General features: G+C 42.8%; 10 protein-coding genes and 2 pseudogenes. 10 read left to right on the top strand and 2 right to left on the bottom strand.

Features of this window, described 5'->3' with window-relative positions; genetic code table 11:
- Positions 1-60 precede the first annotated feature (60 nt).
- Positions 61-159 (bottom strand): annotated as a pseudogene (locus tag E3E24_RS13035) (ATP-binding protein); the annotation flags it as partial.
- Between the two features lie 398 nt (positions 160-557).
- Here E3E24_RS13035 and E3E24_RS03110 point away from each other — a divergent pair.
- The 6 genes from E3E24_RS03110 (at position 558) to E3E24_RS03085 (ending at position 8,343) form a co-directional block, all read left to right on the top strand.
- On the top strand, positions 558-2,333 hold the full coding sequence (locus tag E3E24_RS03110; RefSeq protein WP_167885587.1) for a hypothetical protein: 1,776 nt from the start codon (positions 558-560) through the stop codon (positions 2,331-2,333).
- Positions 2,334-2,525: 192 nt separating this feature from the next.
- Positions 2,526-4,124: a hypothetical protein gene (locus tag E3E24_RS03105; RefSeq protein ID WP_167885586.1), complete on the top strand. Its 1,599-nt coding sequence runs from the start codon at positions 2,526-2,528 to the stop codon at positions 4,122-4,124.
- A 163-nt stretch (positions 4,125-4,287) separates the two neighbouring features.
- On the top strand, positions 4,288-5,562 hold the full coding sequence (gene cytX / locus E3E24_RS03100) for a putative hydroxymethylpyrimidine transporter CytX (protein ID WP_167886012.1): 1,275 nt from the start codon (positions 4,288-4,290) through the stop codon (positions 5,560-5,562).
- A gap of 4 nt (positions 5,563-5,566) precedes the next feature.
- Positions 5,567-6,367: a hydroxyethylthiazole kinase gene (thiM, locus tag E3E24_RS03095; protein ID WP_167885585.1), complete on the top strand. Its 801-nt coding sequence runs from the start codon at positions 5,567-5,569 to the stop codon at positions 6,365-6,367.
- Positions 6,357-6,986: a thiamine phosphate synthase gene (gene thiE / locus E3E24_RS03090; protein WP_167885584.1), complete on the top strand. Its 630-nt coding sequence runs from the start codon at positions 6,357-6,359 to the stop codon at positions 6,984-6,986. The genes thiM and thiE overlap by 11 nt, the downstream gene beginning before the upstream one ends.
- Position 6,987: 1 nt before the next feature.
- Complete coding sequence (locus E3E24_RS03085; protein WP_346766008.1) at positions 6,988-8,343, top strand: bifunctional hydroxymethylpyrimidine kinase/phosphomethylpyrimidine kinase; 1,356 nt, start codon at positions 6,988-6,990, stop codon at positions 8,341-8,343.
- Here E3E24_RS03085 and E3E24_RS03080 read toward each other — a convergent pair.
- Positions 8,338-8,793 carry a hypothetical protein gene (locus tag E3E24_RS03080; protein WP_167885582.1) on the bottom strand — a complete coding sequence of 152 codons (456 nt, stop codon included), beginning with the start codon at positions 8,791-8,793 and terminating at the stop codon, positions 8,338-8,340. The two genes, E3E24_RS03085 and E3E24_RS03080, sit on opposite strands and share 6 nt — an antisense overlap.
- Positions 8,794-8,924: 131 nt before the next feature.
- Between E3E24_RS03080 and E3E24_RS03075 the strand changes: the two genes are divergently transcribed.
- From E3E24_RS03075 to E3E24_RS03060, 4 genes and pseudogenes are all read left to right on the top strand, one after another.
- Entirely contained in the window at positions 8,925-10,193 is a 1,269-nt protein-coding gene (locus tag E3E24_RS03075) for a BMP family protein (RefSeq protein ID WP_167915632.1), read from the top strand.
- Between the two features lie 37 nt (positions 10,194-10,230).
- Positions 10,231-11,759, top strand: a pseudogene (locus E3E24_RS12950) (ABC transporter ATP-binding protein).
- Between the two features lie 7 nt (positions 11,760-11,766).
- Positions 11,767-12,789, top strand: coding sequence for an ABC transporter permease (locus E3E24_RS03065; protein ID WP_167915701.1), 1,023 nt, complete (start codon positions 11,767-11,769; stop codon positions 12,787-12,789).
- Complete coding sequence (locus tag E3E24_RS03060) at positions 12,786-13,691, top strand: ABC transporter permease (protein WP_167915631.1); 906 nt, start codon at positions 12,786-12,788, stop codon at positions 13,689-13,691. The genes E3E24_RS03065 and E3E24_RS03060 overlap by 4 nt, the downstream gene beginning before the upstream one ends.
- The last annotated feature ends 9 nt before the right edge of the window (positions 13,692-13,700 follow it).

The following is a 13,700-nucleotide window of genomic DNA, read 5'->3' as shown; positions in this document are numbered from 1 at the left end:
AACAGTCTACGGAACCAAAACTCCTCGTAGTTAGAAAACAGGAAGACTTCATTAATTTCCTCAAAGCTTCTTCTTTGCGAGCTCTATGAAGACTTTCGCCCCCTCAGTGTCTCCATAGAGCACTATTGGAATTCCAGCGTCGCTCGCTTCCCTGGCTTTATCTTCGCCAATGCCGCCGCAAGGTTGACGACAACGTATGCTCTCTCAACTTTGTGCTCCCATTTTCTCTGCTTCTCATTATCCTTTGGGTGAACGGATCGGCGCTGAGAACAGCCATGCTGAGCGTAGGAGATCCTTGATAGTCATCTTCAACCTCTTCCACGATTAGGTTTCCCCAACTCTTAAAAAGCTTTGTCTCAAAAGTCGGTAGCAATGAGCAAACATCTCCTAGCTCTGCAAAGCTTCACAATATCTTCACAGATCCTACTTCATACCAGCACCTAGACCGAAAAAATAATATTCGTAAGGACGTTGAAATTTCAAATAAGATGTCCCCGATTAGTTCACATTCCAAACTTTCAGAGAAAGACATTAAGGAAATGGTCTCATCCTGGCGCATGAACGAAGTGGTTAATCTCGCCAGATCCAGCAAGGACGTACTCCGAATACTCATAAAGCTCATAAAGGATAAGAACAGAAAGGTCCGTATTGGCGCCCTTACGGTCCTGAAAGAAGTGCTCTCCACTGCAGGAGAACTTGAGAAGCTTTTCATCATGAAAGAAGGTTTTGAAGCAATAATCGATGCCATACAGGACAAGGATGACGTTGTGTCAATAAATGCCATCAAAACTCTAAGTGCCCTCGTTAAGGACTTTCCTCTGAGAGAAAAAGAGTTTATGAAGATTATCGATACTCTATTGCGTCTCCTGAAGTCCGCGAGAAAAGATATTGCGCTGCTTGAACTCCCCGAGGTGCTCATGAATATGCGCCTTCTTCATCCTTCCTCGAAAGTTATATCCAAGATAATGCCCCTCATCTTTTCAAAGGACCCTAAGATAAAGGCTATGGGATTGATGCTTCTCCGCAATATGGCAGTTTCTACAGGAGATTATAAAGCGCTTCTTATACTGATCAGGGAGTCAAGAGAGCTTTTGAACAGCGAGGACGTTCTCCTCATAGACTCCCTATTAACAATTATAATGGAACTGACTAGATTACCAGTAACAAAAGAGACCGTTGAAGAGTTCTCCAGAACTCTTACAATTGTCAAAAACTTGGCACTCCACCATAAGGAGTCGATAATCCGCTACAAAGCCAAAACAGTGGCTGAAGCTATTGAAGATCTCCTCCGCAGGTACTACGAGTCAAGACCTGAAGAGGCCATCCAGAGAATAAACGAGCTCCTCAAAAACGAGAGATTTGAGGAGGCGATAGACCTCGCTCTGGCCATTGGCGATAAGTACATCCTGAAATGGCTGGCGGAAGAACTGGAAAAAATGGAGAAAAAGAGACTCCAAATTAATGGGAGGATTATTCCAAGGCCCGTATACAAATCACTGTCTCCGGAAAAGCTGTCTTCTCGAACAATACGTCCACTTCTGCTGAAAGACTTTAAATCACCTAGAAAGCCCTCAGCGAGTACGGCAGAGAAGTTTTCTATAGAATCAGAGGAGAATCGTTCACCAGAGGAGACAAGAACTTACGAGAAAGTCGAGCTTCCAGAAGTCCTTGAGAGTGTGAGGGATGAGTTAATACATATCATCTCCTTGGGGGAGAGTGAAAAGCTCTGCAGGTTCGTGAAAGTAAGGCGTGAAGCTGTGATAGAGCTGATAACCATGCTCAAGAGTGAAAAAATAGAGGAAAGGATGGATGCCCTCTGGGCACTGTACATACTCTCGAGGGATCTAAAGCCCAACGATCTTCACCTCTTAAAGCCGGCTATAAAACCCCTCCTAGACATCATGAACTCCCCGAACAGGTGGGCAAAGGATAGGGCAGCAAAAACTCTGGCAAATATTGCGCTTAGATCTGAATTTGGAGAAGAAATTTTGGAGGAAATGCTCGAATGGCTACGCTCACCAGAGAAAAATTGCAATATTGGAGCCTTGGTATTCTTCAGCTACTATTTCTTCCAAAAGTGGGACGAAAACGTAGGAGTAAAAGTTTTAGACAGCCTAGAAGTATTTTTAAAAGACAGGGAAACCCGTTTTGACGCGCTTTTAACTCTCGAAGGGATAGTGCAGACCATTCCTAAGGAAAAAGCTTATCTCTTAAAAAAGTTCGTCCCCATTCTGAAAGAGCTCAAAAATTCAGAGTCCCCTGAGATACACAGGATCTCAGTAAGAATTCTAGATAGCATGGCCGAAAAAGATCACTCGCTGGTTATGGAGTAAAAAACTCAGACCGGACATCTTGGAATATTAACATACAGAGGGATCAGACGAGACCCTCCTGTTTATATCTAATCTGGTCAGGTAAGGTACAAGGTTTTTGGGCAATAATAACCATCAAGCTCCCAAGGAGCATTTTGACAATAAGAAGCATTAAGGAAGAATCCTTAAAAACAATCAGAACAAGTGACGTTTATGAAAAAGCTTTCGCTTATCTTAGTAATGGCCCTTATATTGACATCTCAAGTCGGGGCTGTTCCTCTTGATGAAGCTAAAAGAGACATCATCAAAAAGCTTTCTCAAGATGAATTCTTCGAAAATGCTGAGCTTAGCTATGCAATCTATGTCCGCTCTCTTGAGATAATAGCAGTTGCAAGGTCTGGTATTCCAGAGGGGGAGATTGTTAAGGAGTATGCTGAGTGGCTGAAGTCGCTTCAAGAAGATGACGGTTCATTTCCACCTATCATAACTTTTGACGTGTCCGGTGTTCCTTCCTGCGATGCTTATTACTATGCAGAGAGACCAAAGGGGTTTGAAGGCTTTCCCTCGTGTCTTTACGGATTCTCATTCAAGAAGTGTCCTGAGTATAGCTATATAACGACATGCTCCAGAGCCGCTTCAACGGCTCTGATTTTGTATGCGCTCTTAGATGCTGGCGAGCCTAGAAATTCTCCTGTGATAAAGAAAGGAGTGCAATATCTCCTGAAAACTATGAAGAACGGCACATACTGGACGTATGTTTACACGGTGTCTTCTTCCAAAGTAGGAGTTTCGAGCTGTAAAGAGGCTGAAAAAGTGTGGGGATTCAAAGAAAAGCCCAGCTTAGTTGCCACAGCTTATGCTGTCGCGCTTCTCCATAGATTGGGATATAACGTATCGAAGTCCTTGCAGTGGCTGAACTCAAACCTCAAGCCTGAGAATTTGATTAACAAAGATTACTTGACATATCTCCTCGAAAACGAAACACCCAAATGGGAGTACAGCTTTCCATTCTATCAGCTTGGTTTTCCAAGCGTTCACTTTTATCATAGAGAGCCCTTTGAAAGCTTAGTGGTTCCTCTGGTGCTGATTAAAGAAGAAGGGTCAGAGATTAATCAGAGTGCCGTTAGGTTTATAGTATCTATTCTGAACAAAACGAGGATTTCCTTTGCTGGCGATTACACACTCTACATTTCGACAGATTTATTCTGGAACTCAAAAGAAAACTATTCTCTGAGCGTCTTATTCAAAGGAGCCAACTTGAGCCAAATGACTGAAAACGGAACCTTTTACTATCTCTTGATCAGAAGCTTGAAGTTTAAAGCGCTTGAAAAGAATTTTACAATAAGCGGAAGCCTGAACTTCACGGTTCCAGAAGAAGTTACTTGGGAACCAGAGGTGAATGTATTTCTTTTCAAGAGGCTCACAAACAGAAGCTATATGCGGGTTGACTGTGCTGAAATTCAAAAATGCAGCAAAGGGTGCTACAATTTTAAGCTTTACCCACATTACGACTGGTGGAGCGACTCCATAAGACCTTCTGTGACTGCTTTGCTATGGTATTATCTTGCTGGCGAAACAAGAGCTATAGATGAGCTCTTGAGAAATTACAGCTCCCTTAAATGTGAGAGTGAGCTTGCTGGAGACTATCAAAATAGGGGTTGCACTGAGGACTACGCTCTGCTGCTTCTTTTAATGGACGTCCGGAGTGGGAGCTTCAAGGAATATGGAAAACCAAGGATAAAATTGGTGGAAGAGATTTTTGTGTTTGTTGTTCTTGTGCTGTTGGTGGGGTTGTATCTTAAAAAGAAATAAGCTGTCGGCGATAGCTGGTATCATCATTCCTCAGCTCCGAAACCGCTCGTCATCCAGCAGTTGAGTGTTCGCTACAAGCGTTTTTAAGCCTTTGTATAACAAGGTTATAAATTTTCACAAAAGAGCTATAAACATCCAAAGTAATAACCTAATGGTGAAGAACATGGAGTCTGGCTATGACATAAAGCCCGTCTCAGAGAGAACCTTCACGTTTCTAACACTCTTTGCAATCTGGTTCGGCGCCGGAATAAGCATTGCAGAATTCTGGGCTGGAGCATTATTAACCCCAGCCCTCTCGTTAGGAGCGGCAATAGTCATAATTATCATCGGACACTTAATTGGCAACACAGTTATGGGATTAATAGCGATTGAAGGTGAAGAGACGGGAGTTCCAACCATGGTGCTCTCAAGAGCTGCTCTGGGAATAAAAGGCTCAATTCTGCCCTCAATTCTAAACTACCTCCAGCTCATAGGCTGGACGGCAATAATGCTGATCGTCGGTGCAAATGCAATGAACGCTGTCTCAAAACACTTTGGTCTTGAAAACTATGCTCTTTGGGTAGTTCTTCTCGGTCTATTGGTAACTACATGGACTTACATTGGACCAAAGAACTGGGATAAGCTGGAAAAAGCGGCAGCAGCTTTACTCCTTGTGTTGAGCATCTGGTTAACTTATGTAACGCTGAAGCAGTTCCCACTCAGCGAGCTCTTATCAAAGCCCGGAACGGGAGAAATGGGAACAATGCTAGCTCTTGACTTAGTTATTGCAATGCCTCTTTCATGGGCGCCCCTTATAGCGGATTATTCAAGATTCGCTAAGGATAGAAGTTCGGCATTCTGGGGAACATACATAGGTTATTTTATTTCGTCATCGTTGTTTTACTTTGTTGGAGCGCTGACAAATATGGCAATAGGAGAGAGCGACCCAATTGGAATAATAGTAGCATATGGAGTCGTAATCCCCGCAATGCTGATAATAGTATTCTCTACGGTGACCACAACTTTCCTCGATGTTTATTCAGCAGCAATAACTTACAAAAACATCTCACCAAGAGCAGATGCAAAAAAGCAAATTCTACTCGTGGGAACATTGGGAACTTTGCTGGCTTTGGTATTCCCAGTTGATCAGTATGAGAGCTTTCTCCTGCTAATTGGAGGAGCATTTGTGTCTCTAACTGCAATAATGATAACTGACTATTTCCTCGTCAAGAAAAAATACAACGCTGAGGAGCTCTTGGATGAAAAAGGGAAATTCGCTGGGTACAATGTGAAAGCCCTAGCAATTTGGGCAGTTGGATTTGTGTTCTACATGCTGCTTGCGGTTGAAGGGCTGTTTAACATCTACATTCCAGTTTTGAGTGAGGTTGGCTTTAAGCTCGGCTCAAGCATTCCAACCTTCATTTTGGTGAGCATTCTCTACTACCTAGTGGAGAGGTGATAATATGGAGTGGATAGCTAAAGCTTTGGAAAAAGTTAGAAAAAGAAAACCGCTCGTTCAGAACATTACAAACTTTGTAGTAATGAACACAACCGCTAACGCCCTCTTAGCTCTTGGAGCTTCGCCTGTAATGGCTCATGCCAAAGATGAGCTTGAGGATATGCTGAGAATAGCGGACTCCCTTGTGGTTAATATTGGAACCCTCGATGAACACTGGATTTCCTCAATGGAAAAAGCTGTTAAAGTTGCCAGCGAGATGAAAAAGCCCATAATTCTCGACCCAGTTGGGGCTGGAGCTACTAAGCTAAGAACCGAAACAGCTCTAAAACTCCTTGAAATAGGCAGTATAACAATTCTTCGCGGCAATTTTGGTGAAATAGCATCTTTGCTTGGTGAACATGGTAAAACAAGGGGTGTTGATTCAGCAGCATATGAAAAGGACAAAGCTAAAGAGCTAGCTTTCATTGCAGCAAAGGAGTTCAATACTGTTGTAGCCGTTACTGGTCCCGTTGATTATGTGAGTGATGGTAGAGAAGTTTATGCTATATATAATGGCCATGAAATGTTAAGAAGAGTCACGGGGACGGGATGTATGGTCACTGCAATAACTGGTGCCTTTGCAGCTGTTGAAGAACCTCTGAGAGCTGCTGTATCCGCACTGGTAGTCTTTGGAATCGCGGCTGAGAAGGCCTATGAGGAAGCCAAATATCCGGGGAGTTTCCATGTAAAGCTCTATGACTGGCTCTACAGAATCGATGGAGAGTTAATAAATGAACGGGCAAAGGTGAGGAAAGTTGAACCTTAGGAAAAGGCTTAGGCTTTATGTCATCACTGATAGAAGGCTTAGAGATGAGATAGAAACTGTGAATGCGGCACTGGAGGGGGGAGCAACTGCAATACAGATGAGGATTAAAAATGCACCAACTGGGGAGATGATAAAAGTTGGAAGAGAACTCAGAAAGATAACAAAAGAATACGACGCACTGTTTTTTGTTGATGACAGGCTTGATGTGGCTCTGGCGGTTAATGCAGATGGAGTTCAGCTCGGTCCAGAGGACATGCCAGTCTCTATAGCTAGAGAGCTTGCTCCAAACTTAATTATAGGAGCTTCGGTATACAGTTTGAAAGAAGCTCTGAAGGCAGAAAGAGAGGGGGCAGACTATCTCGGCGCTGGCTCAGTCTTTCCAACAAAAACAAAGAAAGATGCCAGAGTTCTGGGTTTAGAGGGATTAAAAAAAGTAGTTAAATCAGTAAAAATTCCAGTTGTCGCGATAGGTGGAATAAACCACGAAAATGTTAGAAAAGTGCTGGAGATTGGTGTTGATGGGATAGCAGTTATTTCTGCTATAGTAGGAGCTCCAGATGTGAAAAAGGCAACTGAAGAAATGAGAAAGATAATTGATGAATATCTGGGAGGTGAGTAGTGTGGATGCTAGAAAGTATGTAAAAACCGCTCTAACGATAGCAGGGAGCGATAGTGGGGGAGGCGCTGGCATTGAGGCAGATTTAAAAACTTTTTCAGCCTTTGGAGTTCATGGCTTAGTGGCAATAACCTCAGTCACAGCTCAAAACACTCAAGAGGTTAGAGCGATTTATGATGTATCTCCAGAGGTTGTGGCAAAGCAGATTGAGGCAGTTGCAGATGATATTGGGGTTGATGCAGCTAAGACAGGAATGCTGAGCAACGCTGAAATAATAAAGGCTGTCGCAAAGACTGTGAAGAAGTATGAATTCCCACTTGTAGTTGATCCAGTGATGATCGCTAAGAGTGGAGCTCCTCTTTTGAGAGAAGATGCAATGGATGCTCTTATCAAATATATAATCCCTCTAGCTACACTTGTAACGCCAAATAAGCCAGAAGCTGAAAAGCTGAGCGGTATTAAAATTGAAACTCTCGAGGATGCAAAAAAGGCGGCAAAGATTATTGTTGAAGAGCTTGGAGCGAAAGCGGCAATAGTGAAAGGGGGACATCTAAACCTCAGTGAAGCTGTTGATGTGCTTTATCATGCTGGAAAATTTAGGGAATACAGTGCTCCTTTTGTTGAAGGCTGTACCCATGGAACCGGTTGCTCATTCTCAGCAGCGATAACTGCAAACTTAGCAAAAGGGAAAGGCTTAGAGGAAGCAATTAAGGTTGCAAAAGAGTTCATAACAATGGGCATCTTTTATGGTGCAAGAATTGGGAAAGGACACTGCCCAGTTAATCAAAATGTTTGGGTTGAAATTCCAGCGGAGAAATGGCGGGTTTATGAAAGCCTAACAAAAGCTGTAAGGGAGCTCGAGAGAATTGGAGACAGAATTTTACCCCATGTACCAGAAGTTGGCATGAACTTTGTTTATGCATTACCAAGGCTTTATGCAAGAACTCCTAAAGATGTGGCTGGAGTTAAGGGGCGTATTGTAAGATTTGGAAATACAGTAAAAGCAGTGGGCAGTGTAGAATTCGGAGCATCAAGCCATCTAGCAAGAGCCGTTCTAAAGTTCATGGAGCTCTATCCAGAGACTAGAAGTGCCCTTAATTTGAGATACAGCGAGAACCTAATTAAGAGAGCTCAAAAAAATGGGTTCAAAGTTTCATTCTATGACAGAAGAGAAGAACCAGAAGAAATAAAAGCTAAAGAAGGCGCAACAATTCCTTGGGGCATTGAAACAGCAATAAAAAGACTAAGTGAAAGACCAGACATAATATATCATCTTGGTGATTGGGGAAAGGAAGCAATGGTGCTGATATTTGGGGAATCTCCAGAGGATGTGCTGAGAAAACTCAAAATCATTCTATGACCTTCTCACATAGCTTTTCTTCTCAATTACTCTTCCTTCTTCGAACTTGTAGACATCAATCCTCTCAAACCCAAGCGTTTCTCTTTTATATGCAATTAGGTAATTAATTAATTCTTTAATTCCATAATGGAGCACAGAATCTTTCATGTATTTGGTCTCATAGATTAGAATTAGCTTATCACGGTACTCTTTTATCCACTCATAAATTTTTGCTCTTTCATTTTTTGGTCGAGAAAGGAGGTTATAAATTAAATACCCATCAAACTCTATTCCTTCATTTAAACTTCCGATAAAAACATTCTCTGGATATTTTACATCGAAAGGCAAATGCTCTGCCAAAAATATCATCCCATTTGAAAGCCATGCATTAAGGAAAATCCTAGCAATCTTTTTTGCATCTCCAGTAATCAATATTACCCCTTTACTTAGGTGTACTATTTCTCTCAGCATGTAATGAAATATGAGAGAGGCTTAATAAATTTTTTGAAAAATTTTCGAAAAACCTAAAGAAATACACCACAAAGTATATATTTAAAGGTGTAGCTTTTCATGAGTGAGAAAACTTTCAGAGGTGTTACGATATGAAGAAGTCAGTATTGGCCTTGTTTTTAATCGGGGTGTTAGCATTTAGCGTAGTTGCCAGCGGATGTATCGGCGGAGGAGAAACACCCACCGAGACAAAGAAAGAGTACGCAGGTAAAATCGCCATTGTCTATGACGTAGGTGGAAGAGGTGACTTGAGCTTCAACGACATGGCTTATTTGGGTGCTTCAAAAGCAGCTAAGGACTTCAACCTTGAACTCAAGGAAGTTCAGAGCAAACAGGAAAGTGATTACTTACCAAACCTCAGAACACTTGCCCAGAGCGGCGAATATGATATAATCATTGCAGTTGGTTTCATGATGACAGATGCCATTAAGCAAGTAGCTGATGAGTTCCCCAACCAGAAGTTCGCTATCATTGATGGTTATGTTCCAGACAAGCCAAACGTCATGAGCATTCTCTTCAAGGAAAACGAGGGCTCAGCATTAGTTGGAGCACTGGCTGGACTCATCGCTGCAAACGATGGAAAGGACAAAGTTGGTATCGTTCTCGGTATTGAAATTCCAGTTCTCTACAAGTTCGAAGGCGGTTACAGATTCGGTGTTTCTTGGGCCGAAGATTATTACAAGCAGAAGACTGGAAAAGATGCAAACATACAAATCCTCTACACCTACACGGGCTCATTCACTGACCCAGCTAAGGGTAAGACTGCTGCACAAGCTCAGCTCGGACAGGGCGCATGGGTTATCTACCAAGTTGCTGGTGCAGTCGGATTGGGTGTCTTCGATGCCATCGGTGAGTACTTACAGAGCCAAGGCAAAGCCATGGGCCCACCATTCGCAATCGGTGTTGACTCAGCTCAAGACTGGATTAAGCCAGGTGTAATCATTGCAAGTATGATGAAGAGGGTTGACGTCGGTGTTTACAAGGCAGTTGAGGCAGCAATAAAAGGAACATTCAAGGGTGGCGTCGTTGAGCTTGGCTTAGCAGATGGCGGTGTTGGAATCAGCACAATTGATGACGTTAAGGAGATGTTTAGTTCACTTCCAGAAGACGTTAAGCAGAAGAAGCTTCAAGAGCTTGGCTTTAAGAGCGAAGATGAACTCTTTGCAAAGCTTGAGGAGACCAGAAAGCAGGTTCCAGACTGGGTTTGGGAAGCAGTGAAAGAGCTTGAACAGAAAATACTTAGTGGAGAGATAACTGTTCCAAAAGCTCAAAACAAAGATCAAATAGAGGCAATAAGAAACGCCAAGGATTGGAAAGAAATGATGCAACTTGCTGAGCAGTGGGAGAAGGAGAGCTCTTGATTTTTCTTCTTTTTCTTAACCTTTTGGGGGTGAACCCATGGAAGAAGTTCCACTAATCGAAATGAAGGGCATTGTTAAAATTTATCCTGATGGCACTAAAGCTTTGAAAGGCGTTGATTTTTCGGTTAAAAAGGGCGAGATTCATGGTCTTTTAGGTGAGAATGGAGCGGGTAAGACCACATTAATGAAGATTTTGTCTGGAATGCTTCCTCCAACTGAGGGTAAAATCTATGTTAAGGGAAAGAAGTGAAGTTTAAAAGTCCAGCTGATGCTTTAGCAAATGGTATTGGTATGGTTCACCAGCATTTCACTCTTGTTGAGGTTTTTGATGCTCTGCACAACATAATCCTTGGGATGGAGGATCACGGACACTTCTCCAAGATAGATGTTGATAAAGCTAAAGCAAAGCTCCAAAAGCTTATGGATGAGCTGAACTTTCAAGTTCCTCTTGATATGCCTGTTGAGAACCTCCCTGTTGGCGTCCAGCAGAGGATTGAGATTTTAAAAGTTCTGTATAGAGATGTTGACGTTCTTATCTTAGATGAGCCAACTGCTGTGCTAACCCCTATTGAGGTTAAAGAGCTGTTCGACGTTTTGAGAACACTTAAGGCACAAGGAAAAACAATTATTTTCATCAGCCACAAGCTGAGAGAAGTTATGGAAATAACTGATAGGGTTACCGTGTTGAGAAAAGGAGAGGTCATTGGGACTGTAAATACGAGCGAAGCAACACCTAAGCTCTTAGCGAGAATGATGGTCGGCAGGGATGTAGTTCTAAGAATTCAAAAGCCTCCAAAAGAGCCTGGAGAACCAATTCTCAAAGTTGAAAACTTGTGGGTAAAAGGTGACAGAGGAGAAGACGCTGTTAAGGGATTGAGCTTTGAGGTTAGAGCTGGAGAGATTTTTGGAATCGCGGGTGTTGAAGGAAATGGCCAAACTGAACTTATTGAAGCAATAACTGGGTTGAGAAAGATTGAGAAAGGTAGAGTTATCCTCAACGGAAAAGACATCACAGGGAGGCCTCCCAAAGAGCTATACAATCTCGGAGTTGCCCACATTCCTGAGGACAGAACAAACATGGGACTTATATTGGACATGAGTGTTGCTGAAAACTCAATACTTGGTCTTCACTGGAGGAAAGAGTTTACAGGAGTGTTAAACTCCATTAAGTGGAGTAACGTTAAAAAACACGCTCAAGAGCTTATAGAAAAATTTGAAGTAGTTGCACCAGGTGTGGATGCTCCAGTTAAGAGCTTGAGCGGTGGTAACCAGCAAAAGCTCATAGTTGCTAGGGAAGTTAGCAAAGAGCCCCTATTAATAGTTGCTTCACAACCTACAAGAGGTGTTGATGTTGCTTCAACAGAATACATAAGAAACTATCTCGTCAAGCTTAGAAATGAAAACAAGGCTGTTCTTTTGGTTTCAGCAGATCTGGATGAAGTACTGCAGCTTAGCGACAGGATGGCAATAATGTACGAGGGACAGTTTGTCGGCATTGTGAAGCCCGAAGAGGTTACCGAAGAGCAAATCGGACTAATGATGGGAGGTATCAAAAGTGAAAGCTGATAATAGAATGATTAAACAACTCATTAAGCCTCTCCTTGAAAGTTTCCTCGCAATTGTAATTGGAGTTCTCATTGGAGCTATAGTGTTAGCATTTTCTGGGTATAATCCAATAGAAGCATATGCTGCTCTCGTTAAGGGTGCTGTAGGTTCAGCCTATGGATGGTCAATGACTTTGAGTTCAGCGACTCCAATAATTTTAACAGCTTTAACTTTCGCAATCAGCGCGAGGACTGGAATCTTCAACATTGGTGCTGAGGGAACAGTTTACTTTGGTGCAATAGCCGCTATAATTTTCACCAACATCTTTGCTAACCCCATAATAGGCCTAATTGCTGGAATGATTTTTGGAATGCTTTGGGCACTGCCAGCTGCACTTTTAAAGGTCTACAGGGGTGTTCATGAGGTTATTTCAACAATCATGCTTAACTGGATTGCATTTTATACTGCCTTGTACCTTGTTCTGGGTCCACTGGCAAATCCTGATGACCCAAACAAAACAATAGAAGTCCCAGTAAGTGCAAGATTACCTCTGCTCATGAAGGGAAGCGAGCTTTCTCTTGCATTAATAATTGCAATAGCTGCTGCAATAATTGCATACTACATCCTTTGGCATACAGTTCTTGGTTATGAACTGAGAGCAAGCGGTTATAACGAGAGAGCTGCAAGATATGGTGGAATCAATCCAAAGAGAGCCATCATCTGGTCATTCCTTCTTGGTGGTATAATGAGCGGTTTAGCAGGAGCGACTGAAGTTATGGGAAGACCACCAAGCTACGCAATAAGCCAAGGTATGGCGAACATATACGGCTACGGTTTTGATGGAATTGGTGTTTCACTAGTTGGAAGGAATCACCCAATTGGAATAATTTTCAGCGGACTGTTCTTTGGTGCATTAAAGGCAGGAGCAACTTACATGCAGATAGAGGCTGGAGTTCCCTTAGAAATGGTCAAAGTTGTTCAAGGAATAATTGTTGTTGCAGTTGCAGTTCCAGGCTTGTGGGACTTAGTTAAGAAGGTGGTGAGAAAATGATAGACATGATACTCTCAATCCTTCTCGGCTCATTGACAGCAATGGTCCCAATAGTTTTGACGAGCACTGGAGCAGTGGTAAGTGAAAGAGCAGGAGTTGTAAACATCGGATATGAGGGAATCCTACTCATGTCAGCACTCTTCGGTGCAATATTTGCAGAGATGAGTGGCAGCCCATGGATAGGTCTATTAGGTGGGGCTTTTGTTGGGATGCTCTTGGGAATGCTCCATGGAGCCATAACGGTTTATCTCAAAGGAGACCATATTATTCCGGGTATCGGTGTGAATTTGCTGGCTTTAGGTGTAGTCGCCTTCGGAATTACAGCAGTGTGGGGAACAGCAGGACAGCACCAAGTCCCAACAACCTTTAGAATTCAGCCACTCATTAACACCCCCTATGGTGGCTTAAGTCCTATGGTGCTCGTAACTTTCATAATTGTGTTCCTAACACACTGGGTGCTCTTTAGAACTCCATTAGGACTTAGAATAAGAGCTGTCGGTGAGAACCCAGAGGCAGCAGATGCTTTAGGTGTCAACGTTGAGAAATACCGCTTTTTAGCAACAGTATATGGAGCAACCTTAGCTGGGCTTGGAGGGGCCTATTTGAGCGTTGACTGGCTCGGAGTCGTCACAAAGGAAATATCTTCAGGTAGAGGTTTCATTGCATTGGCAAACATGGTATTCAGTGGCTGGAACCCAGTAAGGGCATTAATCGGTGGATTTCTCTTTGGATTCTTCGATAACCTCTCAGTGTGGGTGAGAACAAACCCAGCAGTTTCACAAGTTGTTCCATGGCAGTTCGTTGCTACACTGCCGTACATAGTGACAATAGTCATCGTTGCTGGAATAATAGGAAAGGTAAGACCACCAAAGTGGGATGGAAAGCCATACAAGAGAGAGTGAGATTTTCTT

This window comes from Thermococcus sp. LS2 (assembly GCF_012027375.1).
In the GTDB taxonomy this organism is placed as follows: Archaea; Methanobacteriota_B; Thermococci; order Thermococcales; family Thermococcaceae; genus Thermococcus_B.
This window is presented reverse-complemented; position numbering and strand designations above follow the sequence as displayed.